General features: G+C 63.4%; 20 protein-coding genes, 1 tRNA gene and 1 pseudogene. 8 read left to right on the forward strand and 14 right to left on the reverse strand.

Annotated elements, in window-relative coordinates; genetic code table 11:
• Positions 1-345 precede the first annotated feature (345 nt).
• On the reverse strand, positions 346-1,209 hold the full coding sequence (locus Q2M23_RS09795; RefSeq protein ID WP_316395429.1) for an alpha/beta hydrolase: 864 nt from the start codon (positions 1,207-1,209) through the stop codon (positions 346-348).
• Between the two features lie 213 nt (positions 1,210-1,422).
• Between Q2M23_RS09795 and Q2M23_RS09800 the strand changes: the two genes are divergently transcribed.
• Both Q2M23_RS09800 and Q2M23_RS43975 read left to right on the forward strand, forming a co-directional pair.
• Positions 1,423-1,512, forward strand: a tRNA-Ser gene (locus tag Q2M23_RS09800).
• A gap of 96 nt (positions 1,513-1,608) precedes the next feature.
• Positions 1,609-1,911: pseudogene (locus tag Q2M23_RS43975) on the forward strand (GNAT family N-acetyltransferase); the annotation flags it as partial.
• Between the two features lie 66 nt (positions 1,912-1,977).
• Here the strand turns inward: Q2M23_RS43975 and Q2M23_RS09805 are convergent.
• The 5 genes from Q2M23_RS09805 to Q2M23_RS09825 form a co-directional block, all read right to left on the reverse strand.
• Positions 1,978-2,655: a hypothetical protein gene (locus tag Q2M23_RS09805; protein ID WP_229191612.1), complete on the reverse strand. Its 678-nt coding sequence runs from the start codon at positions 2,653-2,655 to the stop codon at positions 1,978-1,980.
• A gap of 112 nt (positions 2,656-2,767) precedes the next feature.
• On the reverse strand, positions 2,768-2,968 hold the full coding sequence (locus Q2M23_RS09810) for a hypothetical protein (RefSeq protein ID WP_057020971.1): 201 nt from the start codon (positions 2,966-2,968) through the stop codon (positions 2,768-2,770).
• A gap of 191 nt (positions 2,969-3,159) precedes the next feature.
• Positions 3,160-3,744, reverse strand: coding sequence for a protein-S-isoprenylcysteine O-methyltransferase (locus tag Q2M23_RS09815; RefSeq protein WP_057020970.1), 585 nt, complete (start codon positions 3,742-3,744; stop codon positions 3,160-3,162).
• A gap of 244 nt (positions 3,745-3,988) precedes the next feature.
• A complete protein-coding gene (locus tag Q2M23_RS09820) occupies positions 3,989-4,528 on the reverse strand; it encodes an SGNH/GDSL hydrolase family protein (protein WP_229191613.1) in 540 nt (179 codons plus the stop codon).
• Between the two features lie 125 nt (positions 4,529-4,653).
• A complete protein-coding gene (locus Q2M23_RS09825; protein WP_229191614.1) occupies positions 4,654-5,367 on the reverse strand; it encodes a thioesterase domain-containing protein in 714 nt (237 codons plus the stop codon).
• Between the two features lie 383 nt (positions 5,368-5,750).
• On the opposite strand from Q2M23_RS09825, the gene Q2M23_RS09830 reads away from it, so the two are divergent.
• Positions 5,751-6,980 carry a hypothetical protein gene (locus tag Q2M23_RS09830; RefSeq protein ID WP_057020899.1) on the forward strand — a complete coding sequence of 410 codons (1,230 nt, stop codon included), beginning with the start codon at positions 5,751-5,753 and terminating at the stop codon, positions 6,978-6,980.
• A gap of 122 nt (positions 6,981-7,102) precedes the next feature.
• On the opposite strand, the gene Q2M23_RS09835 is transcribed toward Q2M23_RS09830, so the two are convergent.
• From Q2M23_RS09835 to Q2M23_RS09850, 4 genes are all read right to left on the reverse strand, one after another.
• The gene (locus Q2M23_RS09835; protein WP_229191624.1) at positions 7,103-7,741 is read right to left on the reverse strand and encodes a flavodoxin family protein; all 639 of its coding nucleotides are present in this window, start codon (positions 7,739-7,741) and stop codon (positions 7,103-7,105) included.
• 865 nt (positions 7,742-8,606) lie between these two features.
• Complete coding sequence (locus Q2M23_RS09840) at positions 8,607-10,196, reverse strand: ABC-F family ATP-binding cassette domain-containing protein (protein ID WP_316395430.1); 1,590 nt, start codon at positions 10,194-10,196, stop codon at positions 8,607-8,609.
• A 132-nt stretch (positions 10,197-10,328) separates the two neighbouring features.
• A complete protein-coding gene (locus tag Q2M23_RS09845; RefSeq protein WP_316395431.1) occupies positions 10,329-11,648 on the reverse strand; it encodes an Hsp70 family protein in 1,320 nt (439 codons plus the stop codon).
• 245 nt (positions 11,649-11,893) lie between these two features.
• Entirely contained in the window at positions 11,894-14,269 is a 2,376-nt protein-coding gene (locus Q2M23_RS09850) for a glucose/quinate/shikimate family membrane-bound PQQ-dependent dehydrogenase (protein WP_316395432.1), read from the reverse strand.
• Between the two features lie 339 nt (positions 14,270-14,608).
• Here Q2M23_RS09850 and Q2M23_RS09855 point away from each other — a divergent pair, with 339 nt between their 5' ends.
• Entirely contained in the window at positions 14,609-15,358 is a 750-nt protein-coding gene (locus Q2M23_RS09855; protein ID WP_057020895.1) for a class I SAM-dependent methyltransferase, read from the forward strand.
• Positions 15,359-15,364: 6 nt separating this feature from the next.
• Here Q2M23_RS09855 and Q2M23_RS09860 read toward each other — a convergent pair whose 3' ends face one another.
• Both Q2M23_RS09860 and Q2M23_RS09865 read right to left on the reverse strand, forming a co-directional pair.
• Complete coding sequence (locus Q2M23_RS09860) at positions 15,365-15,853, reverse strand: SRPBCC family protein (protein ID WP_229191618.1); 489 nt, start codon at positions 15,851-15,853, stop codon at positions 15,365-15,367.
• A 7-nt stretch (positions 15,854-15,860) separates the two neighbouring features.
• Entirely contained in the window at positions 15,861-16,817 is a 957-nt protein-coding gene (locus Q2M23_RS09865; protein ID WP_076834588.1) for a LysR family transcriptional regulator, read from the reverse strand.
• 101 nt (positions 16,818-16,918) lie between these two features.
• On the opposite strand from Q2M23_RS09865, the gene Q2M23_RS09870 reads away from it, so the two are divergent.
• Complete coding sequence (locus Q2M23_RS09870; protein WP_028343803.1) at positions 16,919-18,100, forward strand: MFS transporter; 1,182 nt, start codon at positions 16,919-16,921, stop codon at positions 18,098-18,100.
• A 22-nt stretch (positions 18,101-18,122) separates the two neighbouring features.
• Complete coding sequence (locus tag Q2M23_RS09875; protein WP_316395433.1) at positions 18,123-19,157, forward strand: aldo/keto reductase; 1,035 nt, start codon at positions 18,123-18,125, stop codon at positions 19,155-19,157.
• Between the two features lie 19 nt (positions 19,158-19,176).
• On the opposite strand, the gene Q2M23_RS09880 is transcribed toward Q2M23_RS09875, so the two are convergent.
• Entirely contained in the window at positions 19,177-20,079 is a 903-nt protein-coding gene (locus tag Q2M23_RS09880; RefSeq protein WP_316395434.1) for an AraC family transcriptional regulator, read from the reverse strand.
• 302 nt (positions 20,080-20,381) lie between these two features.
• Between Q2M23_RS09880 and Q2M23_RS09885 the strand changes: the two genes are divergently transcribed.
• Positions 20,382-22,022, forward strand: coding sequence for an NAD(P)/FAD-dependent oxidoreductase (locus Q2M23_RS09885; RefSeq protein ID WP_316395435.1), 1,641 nt, complete (start codon positions 20,382-20,384; stop codon positions 22,020-22,022).
• Between the two features lie 89 nt (positions 22,023-22,111).
• Complete coding sequence (locus tag Q2M23_RS09890) at positions 22,112-23,305, forward strand: serine hydrolase domain-containing protein (RefSeq protein ID WP_316395436.1); 1,194 nt, start codon at positions 22,112-22,114, stop codon at positions 23,303-23,305.
• A gap of 27 nt (positions 23,306-23,332) precedes the next feature.
• On the opposite strand, the gene Q2M23_RS09895 is transcribed toward Q2M23_RS09890, so the two are convergent.
• Entirely contained in the window at positions 23,333-24,466 is a 1,134-nt protein-coding gene (locus Q2M23_RS09895) for a threonine synthase (protein ID WP_316395437.1), read from the reverse strand.
• Positions 24,467-24,477: the final 11 nt, after the last annotated feature.

Here is a 24,477-nt window from a genome sequence, read left to right on the forward strand (position 1 = left end):
GTACAGAAGCAAGTGCCCGGCGAGTGGATGACGCGAAAAGGGATTGACTAACCAAGGCCCGTTACAGAAGCCCGGATGCAGCCAACGGGTCGCGCGAATGCGCGCCCGATGACAGGCTCCGCGAAATCCGGGGCACCTCCATCCGCAGATCCAGCGGCCGCGGATTACGCACGGTAAGGTTGATCGGTTAGGTTAAGATCGGGTTCGCGTTGCCGTTTCGACGTCGGTCGCTACCGTGGACCGTGTCGCTCCCGCCGACCGGCGAAGCCGCACTTCCCGGCCAGCAATATTAAGAAGCGGCACGGGACCGCCAGTTTTTGTCGCGTCCTGGCGGTCCCACCACTTCTACTTCCAATTGATCCGCCCGAAGAAGCCGGCGATCTCGGCGGCCGCGCGGTCGGGGTCCTCGCGATGCGGGAAATGCCCGACATCGGGAAACATCCCAAGGTCCAGATTGGAGAAGGTCTCGCCTAATCGGTCGGTCCAGGCATAGGGAAACAGCGGATCGTGCTCGGCCCAGCGAATGCAGGTCGGAACAGTGATCGGCGGCAGCGCCGGGGCTTCGCCCTGCATCATCTTCACGCGCGCCGCATGCGACGCGCGATAATGCGCAAAGCCGCCGGCGAGATTGCCGGGCTTGAAGAAGTTGTCGGCGAAGGCCTCGATCACGTCGTCGAACGCAGCCTTGCGGTGCGACCAGTTGTGCAGGAAATGGCCGATATAGCTGCGGCAGCTGTCTCTGTTGGCGCCGACCAGCGCCGGCGCCATCTCCATCTGGTGGAACGACTGGTACCAGATGTGGTTCAGCCGGTCGGGCGCGGCCATCCGCGGCCCGATGCCGGGATAGACGAAATCGAAGAAAAACAATCCGGCGATGCGCTCGGGCGCCTTGCGGGCGAGGGGCTGCATCACGGCGCCACCGACGTCGTGGCCAACCACGCCGGCCTTGTCGATCCCGAGCGCGTCCAGCAGCGCCAGCATGTCGTCGGTATGCTGATCGGGGCCATAGGGGCCTTCGGGCTTGTCGCTGTCGCCGAAGCCGCGCAGGTCGGGGGCGATCAGGGTGTAGCGGCCGGCGAGCCGCGGCATGACAGGCTTCCAGGTCAGCCAGAACTCCGGCCAGCCGTGCAACAGCAGCAGCGGCTTGCCTGTCCCGGTCCGCGCGACGTGGAACGCCGCGCCATTGGCTCGAATCGTCACATGCTCCATGGCCCGCTCCTGCTCCGGCTGGTTCGCTCGCGCGCCGATCGAGCCAGAACCGTTCTGCTAGCGCTTTGTTTCCGCGCGCTTTCTCCGGCCGTCCTGGTGCTTTGGTGGCGCGAGGCACGGGTGACGGAAATATTATTGCAGCGCCTTGTCTGTCCCGCCATCCTCGCCTAGAACACGCCCCGACCGCGGGTGGCGCAAATCACCCGGGCCATCGGAGAGGTGGCAGAGTGGTTGAATGCACCGCACTCGAAATGCGGCATAGGTGCAAGCCTATCGGGGGTTCGAATCCCTCCCTCTCCGCCACCCTTCGCCCTGCCGGGCTTCGAGTGGCAGGCCACCCTGCCTAGCGGGCTCCGCTGCGCGCTGACATTCCACACGATCACGACCGCTCGCCTGACGCTGCGTCCGCAGGCGATTGACGAGTTCGCCGCCGATCAGGCGTTCCTGGCCTCGCTCCGATCGGCCGGAATGGGCGGCTCGATCGATGTGCGCGCGGCGTGGGGGATGTTTTGCAACGACCTAGCGTGCTGGCGCTTGTTCGGTCATGGCGCGTTGATGATTGAGGTCACGGCTTCGAAGCAGTGCGTCGGCCAGGTCGGCATCAACCATGGGCCGCTGTTTCCGGAGCAGGAGCTTGGCTGGCTGCTCTATGACGGACAGGGCTACGCCACCGAGGCGGCGCTTGCCTTGCGCAACCGGACCTTTGCGGCAGCCGCGATCCGCTACAGCCTCGACCTCCCGGTATTTCGAACAGCCTTAGCGGGAAAACTAGCGATCCGAATCAGCCAACTGCGCCGTTTGGCGCCCGCCGTTCAACTCTCTCAACTGATTTACGTATTCCTCAGGCTTCAACAAATGGAATGGCGCCTTCAGGCCCATGAAGTTGGCGATGCGACCAATAAAGGCCGTGCAATTGGTCGTTTCCGCATTCCAAACAGGCGAGGTCGCCTGGAGGTGCTTGATGTACGCAAAGACCTTCTTCGCGTCGGCCTCGCTCAAGTACACGCGATAGCTGGCCGTCAGATACTGCTCGTCAAGGTCGCCGTAGCTCGCTCCGGTCTCGGAGGGCACCCAAGTAAGATGTCCGAGCACATAAGGCAGGACATCGCCCGCCGGGTGCAGCCCGGCGACTTCGACCTGCTTCTCGCTTGTCTTGCCGTACCAAACAAACGCATGCCCATAAGAAGCCGCCGTGCGGGCACGAAAGTCGACGTAGTACGGCCCTTTGGCCGAGGACCTTCGAACCGGCTTCGCGGCTGCTCCGGAAGCGGGACCGCTTGAACCCGCGACGGCCGTTGCCACAACCGACCTCGTCGACGGCTTACGCGGCTTGTCCTGCCGCAGCGGCGCTTGATCCGTTTGCGCAGCCAATTGCTGCGCATGACCGATGCCGGCTCCCAAAGTCACGGAAGCCACAATGACACCAATTCCGGCAAGCAGCCACAAGCCGCCCCGTGTCCGATTGGATTCTGGCACGTTCAAGCCCTCACAAGGGTAGTCGGCCCCAAGCAGCGCCTTCAGCAAAACTAAAGCGTGCGCTGACTGAGCGATCCTCGAGCTAACCCTTCGTCACGATCGGAGCAGGAGCTTTTCCAACCGGGTACTTACCGACGGGGTACTTGCCAACCGGATACTTGCCGATCGGCATCTTGCCAACCGGAGCCGTAGCAGTAACCGGCTGCGGATGAGGAAGATCTGCCGCGCTGGCGGCAGCCACAAAACCAAACGTCGCAACTCCAGCAACCAGGAACTTCAACATCGTGATCTCCGAGATGGGTAGCGTGAACATGAACAGCCTACCCTCTAAAGGCCATGGCGTAATTAACGCTGTAGCAAAGCTGGCGCTTGCGCGGTCATTTCCTTGCCGAGTGTGACAAAAACGGCACGGCATTATTGCTTTGTGTGAGTATCCGGACGTGAGTTCGGCGAGAGGAGTCTCTTGTGGCCGGCTCAGAACAGCCTCGGTAAAAGGCGTCCGGTCCGGGCCATATATTCGCGATACTCGTCGCCGAAGGCTTCCAGCATCATCTGCTCTTCTCGGGCAACTCGCCCGAAAAACAAGGTTCCAAATCCGATCAGGCCTGCGAAACCGGCCACCCAGTTCGGAAGGAGCAATGCCTGAGCAGCAGCCCAAAGCCAGAATGCAGTATACATAGGATGGCGAACTGTCCGATAAATACCGTCTGTGATCAGGCGATGATTTTCCCGCACGTCGAGGCTTAAGGACCAATTCCGACCAAGAGCTCGGTGGGTCAGCCGGAACATGACCAGCGCCGCAACCGCGACGAAAACACCCAGCCAGGCTTGAGCTGGCCGGAAAGCGTATGATGCGAAATGAGGCATGGCCGTTGCGATGTAGACGAGCGGCACAATGCCAAGACCCGTGAGCGATATCAGCAGCAGGGTGTTTTCGCGCGAGCCTCGGGCGCTTCTCGCGACCTTTTCACGGCGAGCACGACGCGCGTGTCTGTAGCGGATGAGATACCAACCGACCGCCATCATCACGAACACGAACTTGGCAATACCGGGCGTCATCATGGACCACGCGCTTGTTTCGCTGGCGCGCCATCTTCGCCGATCATCGAAAGGGTAGCATCCTTGGCGAGCGTCTGAGATCTGACAGAAGCACGTCCACAGACCGGCATGAACCAATCATACAGGGCTTGCGGGTCGTTTCCACCGATTAGTTGGCAGTCCGACAGGTGGATCCTGGGTGGATGCGTCGCCCGGTTCGCTCTATCGAACCGGATAGCACAATGCCGGCATGGCAAGGCTTTTTCTATCTCGCGCGCGGCGGAGGCACGGTGGCTCTCCGGTCTATCTCCAACACTCGCGGGAGCAATTGCGACGCTATGAAAGCATGCCCGGCAGCCGTGAGGTGAATAAGATCGAAAGCGTAATACTGCGGAGGAATCTCTTCGTCGTACAAAATGACTTTGATGGCGCGATCACGGAGCCGTCGCTCCATCGCCGCGATGTTGGCCGCCCGCTGCTCCTTCGTGACAAGGAAGCGCCTATCGTTGCCTCCAGGCTGCAAGATGACGATGTCGGTTCCCTTTGGCACGTCGCTATCAATGCGCTTCAACATGCCGGCGGTGGTGTCAAAGGGAACTCCGGCATTGGCGACGGTCGCATTGACGCCCTTCTCCCTCAGCAGGGCTTCTAGCTTGGCCGGGTAAGCGCCTTGCCTCCCAACGTACCAGCCTTGGGTGTTGCTTGCGCCGACTGCCACGATATGAATCGGCTTTGTGAAGGCTGCACACACGGCCGCCACGCAACAAATGGCGATGGCGGCTGAGAGTTTTCTAAATGGCGTCACTGACTGTCTCCCGGCCTAAAGTGCCAAGCAAAAACAACACCGACACCGGGCTCCTGCAGGGACCTAATCTAAAGCCTCACATCTTGCGTCAACGCCAACTTCAAACTGTCCTTTTGGACGGTATGCTAAGAGTTGGTCGAAGCTCGGGCTGCAGATGAAACCGGGTTCGAAGGACTCTGATTTCTTCGTGGGCGCGCGACAGCCGATCCGATTGCCCTGATCTTTCGTAGAACCATGCTATGCAACGCCGTGTCTTTATCGATGTTGAAGTGAGTGACGTTTGCATTACGAACATAGAAATTCGTCAGCTCGCCGCGGAAGCCGGGTCCGCGACCTATTCTAACGCCTTCATTTTTGTACAGATTTAGAACGCGCCCTACGTTGGCCGATGCCATATGCGACGATGTTCCGTCGAATGGGACGACCAAAGCAACCGGCACGCCCATTTGGCCAAGGTGCTCTGCCATCGACATCACGGCATCTGCACCAAGAGAGTGCCCCACCAGTATGATAGGCCCGCGCTGGCCTGCCCTATATCTTACGATGATTTCGTCGGCGACGCTTCTCCATTGAGTGTGATTTGCGACAGCCGCGACAACGCCAGCCGCCTGCAACTGAGCGGCAAGGTCGTCCATGCCCAAAGAAAAGACGTTCAACAATCCGCGGAATAAATAAACGTGCGCCGCAGAAGAGTGCAGTCGAGCGGGCGAATTTGTCGATCTAAGCGCCACCGCCGTTCCGGGCTTCGCCTGAGCCCCATTGTTCAAAAGCAGACTGCTTGCCAAAAGAATCGTCAAGCTGGCGCACATCAGCGCCGTGCTGCAACGCAATCTCTCCATTGTCAGAATCCCCGCCACCTCAGGTCGAGACGCATTAAATCAGACTTACGAATCGTGACAATCCTGAACGGCTTCGAAAAACGCGTTGAGGCGCGCAATTGGCTCGCTGTCGCGGATTTGCCACACGAAGAAAGCGATCGTGCCGCGACCGTCAGGACCCTCTACTGTCAGTGACTCCGGCGCCCTGCGCTTTTTTGCTCAAAGCCAAACTCAACGAGTGCCACCCCGCGGACGAAGTGGTAATTTTACAAGCCGAGATCCGCATCATCCATGTCAGGTTCGCCAAGGGCTGCGGTCAACGAGGAGCAGCGCCAAAGTGTCCATGCATTTCCGTCTTACAGAATGAACGCCGATCAATATCTTTACAGAATTCGAGCTGCTGGATGATTCGACGACGGCACGTCTTTCACATTGGTGGTTACGATCCAATCACCCCCGAAGAGCAGGTCGAGCGCTTGCGGCGCTCGCTCTCGAGCTTCCAAAAGATTTGGGGCGCTTCTTCACGGCTGTCGGAGATATCGAACACGTCTGCAATTAGTGCTTCATGCAGCCTGGAAGCATGGGGGCCAAACTGGAAAACTCACGTCACCTTCGAAATACTCCGCTGGGATGATCTCATTCGGTGCGATTCGAAAGCCGGCTTCGTGTCTCGTCTCGTTCAATCCTTGAAAGCGCTATTCGACTTCATCGTGACGGGAACAATATTTAGATATGCGATCGCGAGCTGGAAGTACGCTGTCTTTTTCATCTTTCCATATTGCTGCTTGCTATTGATCGCATTTTGCAGCCTCGGGCTGTCATATCTGGTGATCAGGCTCATACACGCTACATTTTGGATCGAATTACTGCTTGGACTTTCTTTGTCGCTTGCCATCTTCGTCGGCGCGATGCTCTGGATCGGACCAAAGCGTAGGATAAATCACATTCTCGATGATGCCATTTTCTCCCACCAATTTCTTTACGGGCAGAAGAACAAACTTGACGAGCGGCTCGGCGCTTTTGCGAACCTGATATCAAGAACGGTTCGGGCCGCAGAAGTTGATGAAGTTCTGATTGTTGGCCACTCCCTCGGCGCAGCGCTCACAATTGCGGCGGTGGCGCGCGCGCTGACATCGGATCCTCCGCTCGAAACGTGTGGACCCAAACTATGCGTTCTCACGGTGGGCGCTACCATTCCTAAATTCGCGCTGCATCCGATGGGCGGCCAAATACGGAAAGCGGCGCAACTTGTGGCCGGAACGTCTGCGATAGGCTGGGTCGAATACCAGGCTCGAGATGACGCAATCAGCTTCTATCGCTTCGACCCCGTCACTCTGAAACGTGTCAGTCGAGACCATTCAGGTGGCCACCCAAGGATTCGGCGCGTCCAAATACATTCAATGATAAGTCCAATCCGCTTCAGACGTCATCGATTCGATTTTATGCAGATTCACTATCAGTTTCTAATGGGAAACGATCAACGTTCGGCTTACGACTATTGCATGATTACTTGCGGTCCGCTCGATTTCGACGTTTCGACTTCACCGTGCGGAGCGGTTGGCCTGTTCGACGCGGACGGTTCGGTGATGACGACCAAAGTTGATGATCGGCTGGATCCGTCATGCCGAGAATAGACGCGAGCCAGCGCAGCCAGGCGTCGTGCACGCGACCGAGCCCAGCATCCGATAGGCTAGCCGGATCAGGCGCGGACGCAGCTCGGCGAAGATTTCGGCCGCCGACGCTTCGGCTGCATCGTTCATGACGCTGCCCGAACGGGCACCGAGGCCGTGTCACGGCCGCGTACAAACTGAAGTGCCGTCTTTGCCACCCGCTGTCCCAGGTGACCGGCGGTTGCGAGATCGGATCCCGGCGGCGCGGTGTCCGCGCCCTCGTCGGTGTTCGATTGCGCGCCGGCTCCCAGCCAAAATCCCAGCCTGTTCGGATCGGCTTCCGATCCCGATGCGGAGTTGTTCCCTGGGGGCAGATCGAGATTGACCCAATGCATCCCATGCTGCGCGGCGAACAATGCAAGCTGGATCGATGTGGACAGCTTGTCGCCGGCGTGTGCCCCCGAATTGGTGAAGCCTGCCGCGAGCTTGTCTTTCCAGCGATAGCCTTTGGACATCACCGCGCGTGAAGTTGCTTCCTGAAAGGCTTTGAAGGCCGCGGAGGCGGCGCCCATGTAAGTGGGCGTGCCGAAGATCAGCGCTTCCGCATCCATCAGCCGATCCCAGTTCTGTTCCACGTTCTCGACGGGCACCAGAAGCGCCTCTGCGCCATCGATATCCTGGACGCCGGACCTGACGGCCTCCGCCTGCCGCCGGGTATGGCCGTAGGCGCTATGATAGACGATTGCGATCAGGGTGCGACCGCCGCCGGTTCCGAGTGTGTGCATGCTGTCCTCTGCTGCTGCCCTTGCAGAAGCCAAGACAAGACAGCGCGTCGAAACGTGACATGCCCTGCGAACTTTCGTCCGGAGGATGTTGCTCCAATTGACCGCCACGCAGGCCGGGAGCGGCGGCCGCCGGCTCCTTTGCATGGGGTTGTTTTCGATATTTTGGCGGGAGCCGCGGTCGCGTCGGGGGCGATCGACCTCGCCGAAGGTTGACCCCGACAATCCCATCCATCATCACCGGGTGTCGGCAGCGAGGTCGAACCTCGCGCGGTCGCGCCGGTAACCTTAATTTTTCCTTTCGATTGTCGATAAAGTTTTATCGATTATCCTCGTGGCCATTGAGCGGTGTGACGAACCGCACGATGAGCGGCAACAGCCGAGTGGCTGGACGACCGCTCTGAAATCGAAGGGTGGGCAGAGCGCAGTGCCAGCCACCTTTCGGGCTGTCCGGCGGCGGCCGGCGGGGCAAATCAATTTTGAAGTGCTTTTGATTGCCAGGTTGCGGCGCATATCGCTCCGTATGAAGCCTTTCAATTGGGATGTTCCAAGATGACGCTCGCGCATGTCTTGATCGCGGTCGGTGGCGGCTTTGTGCTGCTGGCTGGCTTCGTCGCATTTGCCCTTTGGAGAAACGCGCTTCATTCGACGGCGCGGATTTAGCAACAGACCAGATTCAGCTCCGACGGCCTCGCGCTTGGGGACAAGCGAGGCTGGCGGGATGGCCGCACCGCCGCGCGGCCTGACAGCCGAGCACCGCGCCTTACGACCTACCCCAAGGCGACGCGTGCTCGGCTGTTCACTTTCCTGACCAATCTTCGTCGTTCGAAACATTGATTGCGCAATGGCAATTGCTCCGCTCTCCGCGTCACCTCCACGACGCGAGATCCAGTCTGCGCGTGATCGCGATGGCCTCGAGGAAGGCCTCATCGTGGCTGACGACCAGCAGCGCGCCGTCATAGGCGCGCAAGCCGGCCTCGACCGCTTCCATGGATTCGATATCCAGGTGATTGGTCGGCTCGTCGAGGATCAGGAAAGGCGGCGGCCTCACGCCGCCCAGCACACAGGCAAGACCGGCGCGAAGCAACTGGCCGCCGGAGAGGCTCGCAACGGGCTGCAGCGCGGCATCGGCGCGGAACATGAATCGCGCCAGCGCCGCGCGACAGGCGTTCTCGCCGGCATCCGGATTGATGCGCCGGAAATTGTCCAGGATGGAGGCCGAGGCATCGAGCAGGCTGACCGCCTGATCGAACATCGCGAACCGGGTCATCACCTCGACGGTGCCGCGCGCCGCGGTCAGGTCGCCACCGACGAGCTTGAGCAGCGTCGTCTTGCCGGCACCGTTGGGGCCAGTGATCGCGACGCGCTCCGGACCCGACATGGAGAAGGTGACGTCACGCAGGATCGGCGCTTCCGTGCCGTAGCCGACATCGGCCGCGTCGATCCGCAGCACCATCCTGCTCGCCGGCAGATGCGTCGAGGGCAGCTGCACCGCGAACGGTTGCAGCACCTCGATGCGTTGCCGCGCCGCGGTGGCAAGTTCGAGCGCTTGCGTCCGCCGTCGTTCGGCGAGGCGGGCGTTCTCGCCGCCGCTGTCCTCGCTGCGGTCCTTGCGCAGCCCGGCGGCGATGCGCGGCAGATCGCCCTTGGCGCGCTTCCTTGCACCCGCGCCGTCCTTGCGCGCCTTCCGTTCGTTGGCTTCTCTTGTGTTACGGTCGATCTCGGCGACGCGCTTCTCGGCATCGGCCAGATCGTGTCGTGCTGCCGACAGCTCGATGGCCTTGCGTGCGCGATACTGGCTCCAATTGCCGCCGTACCGCCTGGCTTCCAGCGATGTCAGTTCGACGATCGCATCCATCGTCTCCAGCAGTTCGCGGTCGTGGCTGACGATGATGGCGCCTTGCCGCCAGTCGGCGAGCAGGTCGATCACCGCCTTGCGTCCCGCGCGGTCGAGATTGTTGGTCGGCTCATCCAGCAGCAGAAAGTCGGGTTGCGCGAAGGTCAGGGCGGCGAGGCACGCCCGGGTGGCCTGGCCGCCGGACAGCGCTGCCAGCGGCGCGTCGAGTGCATCGCTCAGTCCGACGCGCTCGAGCGCGGCCGCGATGCGCGTATCGAGCGTCCAGTCGACGTCGGCAATCTCCTCGGAGCTCGCAAGGCCCTGTTCGGCACGACGTAGCGCGGCCAATGCGCGGCGCGCGTCGAACAGGTCGACGACGCGTTCATCCGGCTTTAGCTGAACCGTCTGATGCAGCATCCCGACGCGTCCCTGAACCGAGACCGTGCCGGATTGCGGCGTGCGCACCCTCGCGATGAGGCCGAGCAGCGTCGTCTTGCCGACGCCGTTCCTGCCGACAAGGCCGGTGCGTTCAGGTCCGAAATTCAGATCGACATTGGAAAGGAGAACCCGGCCGTCAGGCGCGGACAGGGTCAGGTGAGAAAGCGCGATCGATGCAGGCATGAATATCCCCGAGGGCAAGGCTGATGGGCGTTGCTGTCAGGGTGAAATCCATGGCCGTCGGCATCCTCGTGGATTGATGATTGGCGTGATGTAGTCGTCTATTGAGCCGGGATCAAGGCGCGAAGCAAGCCGTCACGCGGCCTCGGCGAAGGTCCAGCGGTCTGGATCGGGCGTGTGGCCGATCAAAGCGAGGCCGTAGGCGATCGATTCGAATTGATCCGCCGAAGTCAGCCGTGCCGCGCCGAAGCGCTCGGCGAACAGCCGCTGCACGGCCGGCACGAACGAGGTGCCGCCGGTCAAAAACACCTTCTCGACGTCGCGCGCGGTGATGCTCGACTTGGCCAGCGCCTCGTCCACCGTCGCGCCGAGCCGCTCGATGTCGTCGGCGATCCAGGATTCGAAATCGTCGCGCGTCACGGTGGCGCCGATATCGATGCCTTCGCGGGCGAAGCGGAAATCGACGCGGTCGCGGCTCGACAGCGCGACCTTGGTGTCGGACACGGCGCGATAAAGCGCGAAGCCGAGATCGTGGTCGACGATGGTGATGAAATCGTGCAGCGGCGCCGGATCGAGCGCGGTGCGCGCGAGCTGCTGCAATTCGCGCAAATCGCCATTGCCCCGCATCATCGCGAGCTGATGCCAGCGGGCAAGGCTCGAATAATAGTGATTGGGGATCGGCAGCACTTTGTCGAACGAGCGGTAGCTGGTGCCCTTGCCGAGTCGCGGCGAGACGATGTGGTCGACGATGCGGTAATCGAAGGTGTCGCCGGCGATGCCGATGCCGGCATGGCCCAGCGGTTCGGCGCGCAGCACGCCGCCCTTGCGCGAGAACCGCATCACGGAGAAGTCGCTGGTGCCGCCGCCGAAATCGGCGACCAGCACGGTGGCATCGTGGTCCAGTGTGCGCGCGAAGGAGAACGCCGCGCCGACCGGCTCGTAGACATAGCGCGCATGGCCGGCGCCGAGCCGCTCGAATGCGGCGCGGTAGCGCTGCATCGCGAGCTCGTCATTGGGATTGCCGCCGGCAAATTTCACCGGACGGCCGACCATGATGGTCGGCGCGCCGAGATCGAATCCTTCGCCGGCATGGCGCGTCAGCGTGCGCAGGAACGCCGCGAGCAGGTCCTCGAACTTGTAGCGTTGCCGGAAGATCTGGGTGGTGTTGAAGGCCGAGCTTGCCGCGAACGTCTTGAACGACTGGATGAAGCGATGGATCGTGCGTCCCTCGAGGAACTGCTCGATCGCCCACGGGCCGCCCTCGGCGCGCGGATGCAGGCCCGCGCCCGGCCGCTCCTCCCAGAAGCACAGCGCAGACACATAGACGCTATGCGTGCGGCCGCCGTGGTCGAAGCGAACAGCCTCGACGCGGCCATCGCCGTCGGACAGCGCGACCACGGTGTTGCTGGTCCCAAAATCGACGCCAATCGAGACGGCGGGCGGGGCGCTCGACATGTCATGCTCGGATTGTCTGTGAAAGGGGGCGGACCTTTAGCGGCTTTGGCCGGATTTGCCAACCCGTCTGGACGCTATCCAGCTGGGCCAGTTCCACCTCCCCTTGGAAAGGGGAGGTCGCTTTGCTCGCCAGAGCAAAGCGGGTGGGGATCCGCGCCCTCCGCAGAGAGCATTGCCTGCGGCTACCCCCATCCCGACCTTCCCCCTTTCAGGGGGAAGGAAGATGACGGCCTCAATGACGCGGCTCAATCCTTCAACGCGTAGGCGATGACGTAGTCGCCGCGTTTGGTGCCGAACGAGCCGTGGCCGCCGGCCGCGGTGACGACGTATTGCTTGCCGCCAGCCTCGTAGCTCATCGGCGTCGATTGGGCGCCGGCCGGCAGGCGATCCTCCCAGAGCACCTTGCCGTTGCGCACATCGTAGGCCCGGATCGTGTACTCATAGGTCCCGGTGTAGAACGCAACGCCGCCGGCGGTGGTGATCGGCCCGCCCAGCATCGGCACGCCCATCTTGAATGGAAGCGGCAGCGGCGTGGTGTCCCGGATCGTGCCGTTGGGATGCTGCCAGACGATCTTCATCGTCTTCAGGTCGATCGCGGCCATCGAGCCCCATGGCGGCCGGTAGCACGGCACGGAGAGCGGCGAGAGGAAGCTCGAGATGCCGACGCCGAACGGCGTGCCGTACATCGGCTGCACCCCGACCTCGCTGCCGACCGGTTTCTCGGCCGTCGGCGCCGGAGGATTGAGCGGACCGCGCGGAATGAGCGTGGAGGCGAACGGCAACGACATCGGATTGGCGATGGCGATCTGCCTGACAGGATCGACCGCGATGCCGCCCCATTCGAACATGCCGAGATTGCCCGGGAAGACCAGCGTACCCTGCAACGAGGGCGGCGTGAAGGTGCCTTCGTAGCGCAAGCGGTGGAACATGATCCGGCACAGCAACTGGTCGAAGATCGTGCCGCCCCACATGTCGGCGCCGGTCAGCTTCGCCTCCGGGCGGAAGGTCAGTTCGGAAAACGGCTGGGTCGCTGCAGAGCGGTCGCCGGGCGCGGGCCCTTGCGGCACCGCGCGTTCCGGCGCCGGCACGATCAGCTCGCCGGTCCTGCGGTCGAGCACGAAGATGTTGCCCACCTTGGTCGGCTGGATCAGCGCGGGAACGACGCCCTTGGCCGTCGTCACATCGACCAAGCTCGGTTGCGAGGGAACGTCCATGTCCCAGAGATCATGATGCACGGTCTGGTACGACCAGACGCGCTTGCCGGTGTTGACGTCAAGCGCGACGATGGCGCTGGAATAGCGCTCGACCAGCGCATCGCGATTGCCGCCCCAGATGTCAGGTCCGTTGTTGCCGGTCGGGATGTAGACCAGATTCAATTTCGGATCGAACGAGGCCGTGATCCAGGAATTCGGCGACCCGTTGGTGTAATGACGCGTCGGCGACGGCAATGCGTTCTCGTCCGCCGCGCCGGAATCCCAGGCCCAAACCAGCTTGCCGGTATAGACATCGAAGCCGCGGATCACGCCCGACGGCACCTCGATCGCATAATTGTCGATCACCGCGGCGGCCACGACCAGGATCTTGTCGCTGACGACCGGCGGCGACGTCGGCTCGAAGAAGCCGGCGGTCTTGATTCCCATCCCTTGCTGCAGGTCGAGGATGCCGTGATCGGCGAAACCATCGCAGAGCTTGCCGCTGTCGGCATCGAGCGCGATCATGCGGCCGTCATTGACGGGCAGGAAGATCCGCCGCGGGCATTCGGCCGGCGCCGGATTGCCGCCAGAGTCGACGGCGCCCTGCGCGGTTTCGTGATAGGAGACGCCGCGGCAAGTCATGTGCTGGAACGTCTTGTTGTGCACGAGCTTGGGGTCGTAGCGCCAGCGCTCCGTGCCGGTCTTGGCGTCGAGCGCAAACAGCACCTGGTGCTGCGAGCAGAGATAGAGCGTATCGCGCACCTTGATCGGGGTGACCTCGAAGGTGGTCTCCCCGGAATCCTCTGGTGTCTTCACGTCGCCGGTGCGGAAGGTCCAGGCGACCTTGAGGTTGCCGACATTGTCAGGCGTGATCTGCTTCAGCGGCGAATAGCGCTGTCCGAACTGCGTGCGTCCATAGGCGCGCCAGTCGCCGTCCGGCTGCGGGTCGGCTTCGCTTTGCGGCACGGCAGAGCCGGACTCGGCAATCGTGCCGTTGATGTCGTGATAGCTGGACAGCAGCCCGGCGATGAGCACCGCCGCAGCAGCGACGACGCCGATCCAGAGTGGCGCCGTCGCGCGCATGTAAGGCACCGGCCCGCTTCGTGTCAGGGCACGAACGATCACCGGCGTAAGCAGCCAAAGCGCCATGGGGAAGATGATGTCGCCACGCGCCGCGAGCGGCCACCAGTCGAACCGCAGCTCATAGACGGCCCACGCCAGCGTGCCGAGCAGCACGATCGCAAACAGCCAGAGCGCCTGATGGCGCCGCGCCAGCAACAGCGCAGCCGTGGCGAGAATGCCGACGCCGAGGACAATGTAGAAGGGCGATCCACCTAGTGCGGCGAGCCAAATGCCCCCGCCCGCGAGGACCAGGCCGATCAGGGCGTAGACGATAGCCGTGATGAAGACTGCCCTGGATCGCTGCATGGTCGCTCCGGTGCGGGGGAGGGATCGGGCTTGTCCCGCACAAGCGCGACAGACCGCGTCCGCCATCGCGGACTGTCGTTCAGCCAACCGCAACTTGCAACCTGGAACTGCGATGTTGATGTGCCACAAGCGCGTAAGGTTGCTATGCGAAACCCGCCGAAGCAAATCATTCAAAATGCGCGCATCTTCAACGGGGAGCAGTGGAGCTGCGGGGCTGACGCAAAGGTGAGAGAATTCAGCGAATTTTGAATCGACGCGCTCTTCCAGTCCTGTGCAGGCGCTGCTCTATACCGTTCCGCGGATCGCACCGCGGATGGTTGGCGCGCAGGAGAAGCAACAATGACACTGAACCCCACTGCCGAGAATTATCGTGTCGCGGTCGCCGCCTACGAGGCGGGCCGGCCGAGCTACCCTGCGGAGATCGTCGCCGCGCTGCCGCTTGCGGCCGCGCGCTGCGTCGTTGACCTCGGTGCCGGAACCGGCAAGTTCACCCGCCTGCTGCTGCAGCATTTGCCCGCGGCTGCGCGCCTGATCGCGGTCGAGCCCGTCGCCGAGATGTCGGCCAGGCTGGCCAGGGAAGCCGGGGTGGAGGTCATCAACACGCGCGCCGATGCGATCAATCTTGATACCGGCAGCGTCGACCTCGTCACCTGCGCCCAGGCGTTCCACTGGTTCGACAACGAGGCGTCGGTGGCCGAGATCGCGCGACTGCTGCATCCCGGCGGGACGCTTGCGCTGGTCTGGAACAACAGGGACGACCGCACGCCGTGGGTCGACGCGTTGTCCGTCATGATCGAGGGTTATGCGGGCGACACGCCCCGGCAACGGACCGGACGCTGGCGCTGGATCCTGAAGGACCCGCGCTTCGTGCTTGAGAGGGAAATCGTGCAGGACCATCCGCACCGGATGAAGCGACAGGACGTCTTCGAGCGCATCGCATCGACGAGCTATGTCGCCAATTTGCCCGATGCGGAGAAGGCGATCCTGCGCGACAAGACCGACAATATCCTGCGCGAAGCCGGTCTCGGCGACGCCGACGAAGTGGTGTTTCCCTATGTCACGCAGCTCTTCTTGCTGAAGCGGGCATAGACCGCGCTATTGCGCGGCACGTCCTTGCTCGACCGCCTGCTTCAGGCGCGGCAGCGTCATGCGCCAGTAGAAGGCAACGTGTTTGGCGCCTGAGTCAGGCCCGATTTCCCAGCCGCTTCCGCGGCGGATCGGCGAAGGCGGCACCTGCTGGGTGACGGTCAGCACCGTTTCGCCGCCGTCAGGCACGAGCGTCATCGTGATCGTTGCATAGGATTGCGGAACATCCGGCAGGCCGGAGACCTGCGACCAATAGGAGTATTCGAGCCGCATCGGCGGCTCGATATGGAGGACGCGGCCCCTGTCGCGATAGCGCTTTGTGCCGATCTCCGCCTCGATCTCGATCGGCGCGCCGATCCGCCAATCGGTCCTGAAATGCGCGTTGCGCCATCTCTCGCCCGCTTTGGAGTCCATGATCGCGTCCCACACCTGCCTTGGCTCGGCAGCGATGCGGATCGTTTCGGTGACGGACTGAAAGGCCGGGGGCTCGTGCGTCATCGAATGCTCACTTGTCGCCCACGACCTTCCATTTTCCATCGGCGCCGCGCCGCAGCGAGGGATCGCCGATGCGGATGTGTTGCGCAAGAAAATCGATGAAAGCGCGGACCCGTGCCGGCAGCGGGCCGGCATGGCCGACATAGACCGCGTGGATGTCCTCGCGGTCGCCGGGATTGAGATTTTGCAGCACCGGCACCAGGCGCCCGGCCTCGATATCGGGGCCGATGTGAAACAGCGCCAATCGTCCGAGCCCGATACCGCCGAGCGTGAGCTGGCGCGCGGCTTCGCCGTCACTGACGCGGGCAACCGGCGGCGGCAGCGCTTCTTCGATCCGTTCAGCGCGGCGAAACGGCCAGCCGCGGATGCTGCGTGGAAAGGTCCAGCCGATGCCGCGATGGTCGGCGAGGTCGGCCGGCGTCTTCGGCGTGCCGAAGCGGGCGAGGTAGGACGGCGCGGCGGCCACCACCATGCGGCTGGTGCCGAGCTTGCGTGCGATCAGCCGGGAGGCGCCGAGCGGGCCGACCCGGATCGCGACATCAGCGCGCGCCTGCATCAGATCGACCAGCGTGTCGGTCAGCACGATGTCGAGCGTGATATCGGGATGTTCGCGCATGAAGCGCGGCAGCAGCGGCATCACATGCAGCATGCCGAACGGGATGTTGCTGTTCACGGTGAGATGGCCGCGCGGCACGCATGAGGCGGCCTCGCGTTCGGCCTCGTCGATATCGGCGAGGATGCGCTGGGCGCGCTGATAGAAGGCCTGGCCTTCCTCGGTGAGCTGCAGCTTGCGCGTGGTGCGGTTGACCAGCCGCGTGCCGAGCCGGGTCTCGAGCCGCGAGACCAGCTTGCTGACGCCGGACGGTGTCTGGCGCAGGCTGTTCGCGGCAGCCGTGAAGCCGCCGAGATCGACGACGCGGACGAATACGTCCATCTCGCCGGAGCGGTTGGTATCTGTGCGGGCCATCTTGAATTCAAGTCACAAATGATTGGATTGCGGTCATTCTAATCCTTCCCCGCCCGGACCGCTATCTCGCTTTGCGGAATCCTTTTTGTCCGGAGCGACACATGCCTGCTGCAGTCCTTGCCTTGACCGCCGGTGCCTTTGGTATCGGCACCACCGAATTCCTCATCATGGGACTGCTGCTGCAAGTCGCCGCCGACATGCAGGTATCCGTATCCGCGGCTGGCCTGCTGATCTCCGGCTATGCGCTCGGCGTATTCGTCGGCGCGCCGATCCTGACGCTGGCAACACGGCGGATGCCGCGCAAGGCGGTTTTGCTGGCGCTGATGGCGATCTTCACGCTCGGCAACGCAGCGTGTGCGCTGGCGCCGAGCTACGGGCTCTTGATGGCGGCACGCATTCTCACCTCGCTGGCGCACGGCACCTTCTTCGGCGTCGGCTCCGTGGTGGCGACAAGCCTCGTCCCGGAAGACAAGCGCGCGTCGGCGATCGCCACGATGTTCATCGGGCTCACGGTTGCGACCCTGCTCGGCGTGCCCTTCGGCGCCTGGTTCGGGCTGATGCTCGGCTGGCGCGCGGCGTTCTGGGCGGTGGCCGCGATCGGCGTGATTGCGTTCATCGTGCTGGCGGTGCTGGTCCCCGGCCATGTCGGCGCCAACGACAAGCCCGCGCCGCTGCGCGAGGAACTCGCCGTGCTCGGCCGCCCGCAGGTCCTGCTCGGACTGGCGATGACGGTGTTCGGCTTCGGCGGGCTGTTCGCGGTCTTCACCTATGTGCAGCCGATCCTGACGCGGCTCACCGGATTCTCCGACGCCGCGGTGTCGCCGATCCTGCTGGTGTTCGGTGCCGGCCTTGCGATCGGCAACGTCGCCGGCGGACGGCTCGCCGACAAGGGACTTGCGCGGGCGCTGCTGGTGTCGCTCGGCGGCCTCGCCGCCGTGCTCGTCGCGCTGACGGCGGTCGTCTCGATCAAGGCATTGGCGGTCGTGCTGCTGTTCATTCTCGGCATCGCCGCGTTCGCGACCGTCGCGCCGCTGCAGCTCCGCGTGCTCGAAGCCGCCGGCGTCGAAGGGCGGACGCTGGCCTCCAGCCTGAACATCGCGGCGTTCAATCTCGGCAACGCGCTCGGCGCCTGGGCCGGCGGCGTCACCATCGATCGCGGCCTCGGCCTCGGCGCGCTGCCGCTGGTGGCCGCCGTCATCACTGCAATCGGCCTGCTGCTCGCGCTGTGGAGCCTGCGCCTCGATCGGCCGATCGCGCTCGCCGCGCAGTGCCCGGCGGAATGAATCGGATCAAGGGAGCATGACCATGGAATACCGCAATCTCGGTGCATCCGGCCTGAAGGTCCCCGTGCTTAGCTTCGGCACCGGCACCTTCGGTGGCCAGGGGCCGCTGTTCTCGGCCTGGGGCCGCAGCGACGCCAGCGAGGCGCGCGGGTTGATCGACATCTGCCTCGAGGCCGGCGTCAATTTGTTCGACACCGCCGATGTCTATTCAAACGGCGCGTCGGAGGAGATCCTCGGCGCCGCGATCAAGGGCCGCCGCGACAAGGTGTTGATCTCGACCAAGACCGGCCTGCCGATGGGCGACGGCCCGCTCGATGCCGGTACGTCGCGATATCGCCTGGTCGCCGCGGTCGACGCCGCGCTGCGCCGGCTCAACACCGACTATATCGACCTGCTGCAGCTTCATGCTTTCGATGCCTTCACGCCGGTCGATGAGGTGCTGTCGACGCTCGACGCGCTGGTGCGCGCCGGCAAGCTGCGCTATGTCGGCGCCTCGAATTTCTCCGGCTGGCATCTGATGAAATCGCTCGGTGTCGCCGAGCGGCACGGCTGGCCGCGCTACGTGGCGCACCAGGTCTATTATTCGCTGGTCGGTCGCGACTATGAATCCGAGCTGATGCCGCTCGCGCTTGACCAGGGCGTCGGCGCGCTGGTCTGGAGCCCGCTCGGCTGGGGCCGTCTCACCGGCAAGATCAGGCGCGGGCAGCCATTGCCGACCAACAGCCGCCTGCACGAGACCGCGCAGTTCGGGCCGCCGGTCGACGACGAGAAGCTTTACGCGATCGTCGACGCGCTGGACGTGGTAGCCACGGAGACCGGCCGCAGCGTGCCGCAGATCGCGATTGCCTGGCTGCTGACGCGGCCGAGCGTCTCGTCCGTAATCATTGGCGCCCGCGATGAGGCGCAGTTGCGCGACAATCTCGGCGCGGTCGGATGGTCGCTCTCGCCGGACCAGATCGCGCGTCTCGATCGCGCGAGCGCGGTGATGCCGGCCTATCCCTACTATCCCTACCGAATCCAGGAAGGCTTCGCGCGCCTCAATCCGCAGCCAGTGTGAGTCCGTCGCAGACTCGGTCTCATGCCTGGACGGTGTGCTCGCAGACCTGCCGGCGGTATTCCGCCGGCGTCACGTTCATGTGCTGCCGGAACACGCGATTGAGGTGGCTTTGATCTGCGAAGCCGGCGAGCAGCGCGATCTCCTTCAGCGCGACGCGGTCCTTGCGCAGATGCTGGCACGCATGCTCCACCTTGCGCCGCAGGACATAGGCATGCGGCCGCATGCCGTAATGCACGCGGAATTTGCGGGCGAACTGGACCGGCGTGCAATTGCAGATGTTCGCGAGCTCCTCCAGCGTGATGTTCCGGAAGATGTTCTGCTCGATATAGTCCTCGATCAGCCGGGCATGCGCCGGGCGGAAGCGTCCTTGCGCGCAGGGCATCTTGAACTCGATCGCCGCATATTTCCGCAGGATGTGCACGCTCGCCTGCAGCGCCAGCGCATCATAGCAGAGGCGTCCGCCGGGACCGCCCGCGGCGACTTCCTGGACCATTTGATCGTTGATCCAGGTCAGCATTGGGTCTTCGACCTTGAGCAGGTCGTGAATCTCGATCGTTTCGGCGTCGCGGTCGAAGGCATCGCTCGCGGTCTTCGTCATGAGGGCAGGAGAGATGTAGAAATGGCTGACCTCAATGTCGTTGTTCCAATGCCAGCTTGACGGCTCTGCGCGCGTCATGAGCGACGTGACGCCGCGACCGACTTGATCCTGCTTCCACGCGCCGGTGACGCGGCGGTTCATCGACGTCACGCCGTCGCGATAGAGCACCAGGAGGAAGTTTGCCGACGGCGGGACCCAGATGTCCGACGGCGCATAGCGGAAAATTCGCAGCCGGAAATCACTTCTCCCGACCGCCAAACTATCCAGCTTCATCTCGCCGGGAGCGTAGCGCGGCAGCTCCTCGACCGTGATCAACTGGCCCATCGCGTGAGCCTCCTCCCTGGGATTGGTGGCGCGGTTGACCGCTTGTTCTTGGCCGGACGGCTGAGCGCAGAATAGGCCGCTTTCGCCATTTGCCAAGCCGACCAACGGCCGGTGCTCGATTGCACGGTCGCGTTCCAGAGATTGTCGGTTTCATCCAAGCCGCGCGGCCGAACGGCCCGTAGCCTGCTCTGCGTTTCGGCGACAACGCGAACGGCCGAAACCCAAATTGACGCAACGCACCATCATCCGGCGACACCGCGGGTGGGAAGGTGCGTGCGAGAAGCCAGACACAGGAGGAAACCATGACCGAGACCGTCACAAGGTCGAATGGAAGCAATGGTGCGCATGCAACGACCAAGCTCGACGCCGTGGTCGTCGGCGCCGGCGTCGCCGGTCTCTATCAATTGTTCCGCCTGCGTGAGCAGGGACTGAGCGTGAAGGCGATCGATGCCGGGTCTGGCGTCGGCGGCACCTGGTATTGGAACCGCTATCCCGGGGCACGCTTCGATTCCGAAGGCCACACCTATCAGTACCTGTTCTCCGAGGAGCTCTACAAAGGCTGGAGCTGGAGCGAGCGATTCCCGGGCCAGCCGGAAATCGAGCGCTGGCTGAACTACGTCGCCGACCGCCTCGACCTCAGGAAGGACATTCAATTCGGCACCACGGTGAAGAGCGCGCATTTCGATGAGGCGACACAACGCTGGCTGGTCGCGACCGACCAGGGCGACGTGATCGACACCCAGTTCCTCGTCACCTGCTGCGGCATGCTCTCGGCCCCGCACGTGTCCTTCCCGGGACAGGAGATGTTCAAGGGCAAGCTGTTCCACACCGCGCGCTGGCCCAAGGGGCCGATCGAGCTCGCCGGCAAACGCGTCGGCGTGGTCGGCAACGGCGCGACCGGAATCCAGGTGATCCAGTCGATCGCCGGTGAGGTAGGCCATCTCAAGGTGTTCATCCGCACCCCGCAATACATCATCCCGATGAAGAACCCGAAATGGGATGCGTCGGACGCCGAGGCCTACAAGTCGAAGTTCAAGTTCCTCACCGAGCGGCTGCCGAAGACGTTCACCGGCTTCGAATTCGACTTCGAGCATGCCTGGGCCGACCTGACGCCGCAGCAGCGCCGCCAGGTGATCGAGGATTGCTGGAACGACGGATCCCTGAAACTGTGGGTTTCGTCCTTCGCCGAACTGTTCTTCGACGAAGCCGTCAACGCCGAGATCACCGAATTCGTGCGCGAGAAGATGCGCGAGCGGATCAAGGACCCCAAGCTGTGCGAACAGCTGATTCCTGCCGATTACGGTTTTGGCACGCACCGGGTGCCGCTGGAATCCAATTTCCTCGAGGCTTTCCACCGGCCCAATGTCGAGATCGTCAGCGTCAAGAACAATCCGATCGCCCGCATCACGCCTGAGGGCATCCAGACCGCCGACGGCACGGTGCACGAGTTCGACGTCATCATCCTGGCGACCGGCTTCGACGCCGGAACGGGAGCGCTGACGCGGATCGACATCCGCGGCCGCGACGGGCGATCGCTGAAGGACGATTGGGGCAGGGACATCCGCACCACGATGGGCTTGCAGGTCCATGGCTATCCGAATCTGTTCACAACGGCGGTGCCGCTCGCGCCCTCGGCCGCACTCTGCAACATGACCACCTGCCTGCAGCAGCAGGTGGAGTGGATTGCCGACTGCATCAGATATTTGCGCGGCAAGAACCTGAACGTCATCGAGCCGACCAGGGATACCGAGGATCAGTGGGTGGCGCATCACGATGAGACCGCCAACGCAACGCTGATCGCCAAGACCAACTCCTGGTACCTGGGCTCCAATGTCGAGGGCAAGCCGCGCCGGGTGCTGTCCTATTGCGGCGGTGTCGGCACCTATCGCCAGAAATGCGATGAGGTCGCCGCGAGCGGCTATCGCGGTTTTGCCACGCAGTAGGGCTGACCGCATTTCGACCGCGTAGCCGGATGGAGCGAAGCGTAATCCGGGCTGCGCGGGTCAACATCACAAAACACAGGAGGAAGACAATGAGCACGAATTTCGGTGCAGCCGCCGATGCAATCCTTGACGGCGTCGTGACTTCAAACCCGCGCGTTCCCGGCGTCGTTGCGATGGTGACCGACCGCCATCGCAACATCTATGAAGGTGCCGCCGGCAAGCGCCGCCTCGACCAGCCCGCCGATATGACGGCCGATAGCGTGTTCGCGATCTTCTCGACCACCAAGGCGATCACCGGGACGGCCGTCCTGCAGCTCGTCGAGGAAGGCAAGCTCGATCTCGACGCACCCGCCAGGACCTACGCGCCCGACATCGGCAAGCTCCAGGTGATCGAGGGTTTTGACGACAAGGGCGAGCCGCGGCTGCGTCCGCCGAAGCGCGACATCACCACCCGCATGCTGATGGTCCACAGCGCGGGTTTGAGCTACGACTTCATCAATCACACCTATAACCGGCTGGCGCAAGAGAAGGGGCAGCCCAGCGTCATCACGGCATCCAAGGCTTCGCTGATGACGCCGCTGCTGTTCGATCCAGGCGAGCGCTGGGAATACGGCACCAACATGGATTGGTGCGGCCAGATCGTCGAGGCCATCGCCGGCAGGCGGCTCGGCGAGGTCTTCAGGACGCGGATCTTCGAGCCGCTCGGGATCATGGACACGACGTTCGAGCTCACCGACGCGATGCGTCGCAAGCTCGCCGGCATCCACGCCCGCAACGCCGACGGCTCACTCACGCCGATGGATTTCGAGCTGCCGGCCAATCCCGAGATCCACATGGGCGGCCACGGGCTTTACGGCACGATCGGCGACTACATGCGATTCATCCGGATGTGGCTGAACGACGGCGCCGGCGAGCATGGGCGGGTCCTGAAGGCGGAGACCGTGCGGATGGCGGAGAAGAACCATCTCGGCAACAACAAGGTCACCGCGATCACCGGCGTGATCACCTCGCTCGCCAACGACGCCGAGTTCTTCCCCGGTCAGTCGAAATCCTGGGCGCTGAGCTTCATGATCAATGAGGAGCAGGCTCCGACCGGCCGCCCCGCCGGCGCGCTCGGCTGGGCTGGGCTGGCCAATTTGTTCTACTGGATCGATCGGCAGAACGGTTTTGGCGGATACTGGGCGACGCAGATCCTGCCGTTTGGCGATCCGACGTCCTTTATCGGCTACATCAATTTCGAGACCGCGTTCTACGAATCCCTGAGGCTGCGCAAGGCGGGATAGGGACAGCCAATCGGAGCGTGCTAAAGGCTAGCTCGCTCCGAGCAGCTCCGTGATCAGCCCCGCCGCCTTGATCCCGGTGCCGCTGATGATGACGACGGTGCGCTCCGCCGGCCGGATCGCGCCGCGCGCCTTCAGGACATCGAGCGCGGCGGCGGCCGAGGCCGAGGTCGGCTCGACGAACAGCCCGGTCTGCGCCAACCGCTTCAACGCGGCGACGATGCCGTCTTCGGAAATTGCGACGGTGCCGCCGCCGCTCTCCTTCAGCGCCGCGATCATCTGCTTCAGCCGCAGCGGATGCTTGATCGCGGTGCCCTCGGCGATGGTCTTGCGGACCGCGCGATCGACCGGCGTGTCGACGCCGGCGGCGAAGCTGGCATCGACCGGCGAGCAGTTGAGCGGCTGTGCCGCGAACAGGCGCGGCAGGCGCGCGATCTGCCCGGCCGCCAGCAGCTCGTTGAAGCCGATATAGCAGCCGAGCAGGCTGCTGCCGGCGCCGACCGGCATGATGACGTTGTCCGGCGCGGTGAAGCCGAAATCTTCCCAGATCTCATAGGCCAGCGACTTGGTGCCCTGCAGGAAGAACGGTTGCCAGTTGTGGCTGGAGTAGAAGATCTGCTTCGACTGGCGGATCGCCTCTGCCTCGGATTCCTCGCGCGGGCCTTCGATCAGCTGCACCTCGGCACCGAAGGCGTGCATCTGCGCCACCTTCATCGGCGACGTCGTCGCCGGCGCAAGGATCCTGACCCGCATGCCGCCGGCCGCGCCATAGGCCGAGACCGACGCGCCGCCATTGCCGGAAGAGTCCTCCAGCACCGCATCGACGCCGAGCTGGCGCAGGAACGACAGCATCACCGTGGTACCGCGATCCTTGAAGCTTGCGGTCGGATTGAACCATTCGAGCTTGAAATGCGGCCGCAGATCATCCCACGCCTTCTCGACGGCTGGCGTGCAGCCTTCGCCCATCGTGATCGGCCGCCTGATCTCGACCGGCAGCGCCGCGCGGTAGCGCCACAGCGACCGCGTCGTGCGATCGATGTCGTCGCGGGAGATGCCCGGCAGCGGCGTTATCAGGAGCGGCTTGCCTTCGTCGGAGCACCAGCGCGGGATATCCAGCGGATAGAGCTTTCCGTTGAGCGGGTCGATGTAGCTGGGTGAAGGCATGTCGTGAAATC

The sequence above is a fragment of the Bradyrhizobium sp. 33ap4 genome (assembly GCF_032654765.1).
Lineage (GTDB): Bacteria > Pseudomonadota > Alphaproteobacteria > Rhizobiales > Xanthobacteraceae > Bradyrhizobium > Bradyrhizobium australafricanum.

Coding starts and splice junctions, on each gene's coding strand:
- Q2M23_RS09795 (WP_316395429.1), bottom strand. CDS start 1,209: ATGGAGCATGTGACGATTCGAGCCAATGGCGCGGCGTTCCACGTCGCG.
- Q2M23_RS09810 (WP_057020971.1), bottom strand. CDS start 2,968: ATGTTGAAGTTCCTGGTTGCTGGAGTTGCGACGTTTGGTTTTGTGGCT.
- Q2M23_RS09815 (WP_057020970.1), bottom strand. CDS start 3,744: ATGACGCCCGGTATTGCCAAGTTCGTGTTCGTGATGATGGCGGTCGGT.
- Q2M23_RS09825 (WP_229191614.1), bottom strand. CDS start 5,367: ATGGAGAGATTGCGTTGCAGCACGGCGCTGATGTGCGCCAGCTTGACG.
- Q2M23_RS09830 (WP_057020899.1), top strand. CDS start 5,751: ATGATTCGACGACGGCACGTCTTTCACATTGGTGGTTACGATCCAATC.
- Q2M23_RS09835 (WP_229191624.1), bottom strand. CDS start 7,741: ATGCACACACTCGGAACCGGCGGCGGTCGCACCCTGATCGCAATCGTC.
- Q2M23_RS09840 (WP_316395430.1), bottom strand. CDS start 10,196: ATGCCTGCATCGATCGCGCTTTCTCACCTGACCCTGTCCGCGCCTGAC.
- Q2M23_RS09845 (WP_316395431.1), bottom strand. CDS start 11,648: ATGTCGAGCGCCCCGCCCGCCGTCTCGATTGGCGTCGATTTTGGGACC.
- Q2M23_RS09850 (WP_316395432.1), bottom strand. CDS start 14,269: ATGCAGCGATCCAGGGCAGTCTTCATCACGGCTATCGTCTACGCCCTG.
- Q2M23_RS09855 (WP_057020895.1), top strand. CDS start 14,609: ATGACACTGAACCCCACTGCCGAGAATTATCGTGTCGCGGTCGCCGCC.
- Q2M23_RS09860 (WP_229191618.1), bottom strand. CDS start 15,853: ATGACGCACGAGCCCCCGGCCTTTCAGTCCGTCACCGAAACGATCCGC.
- Q2M23_RS09865 (WP_076834588.1), bottom strand. CDS start 16,817: ATGGCCCGCACAGATACCAACCGCTCCGGCGAGATGGACGTATTCGTC.
- Q2M23_RS09870 (WP_028343803.1), top strand. CDS start 16,919: ATGCCTGCTGCAGTCCTTGCCTTGACCGCCGGTGCCTTTGGTATCGGC.
- Q2M23_RS09875 (WP_316395433.1), top strand. CDS start 18,123: ATGGAATACCGCAATCTCGGTGCATCCGGCCTGAAGGTCCCCGTGCTT.
- Q2M23_RS09880 (WP_316395434.1), bottom strand. CDS start 20,079: ATGGGCCAGTTGATCACGGTCGAGGAGCTGCCGCGCTACGCTCCCGGC.
- Q2M23_RS09885 (WP_316395435.1), top strand. CDS start 20,382: ATGACCGAGACCGTCACAAGGTCGAATGGAAGCAATGGTGCGCATGCA.
- Q2M23_RS09890 (WP_316395436.1), top strand. CDS start 22,112: ATGAGCACGAATTTCGGTGCAGCCGCCGATGCAATCCTTGACGGCGTC.
- Q2M23_RS09895 (WP_316395437.1), bottom strand. CDS start 24,466: ATGCCTTCACCCAGCTACATCGACCCGCTCAACGGAAAGCTCTATCCG.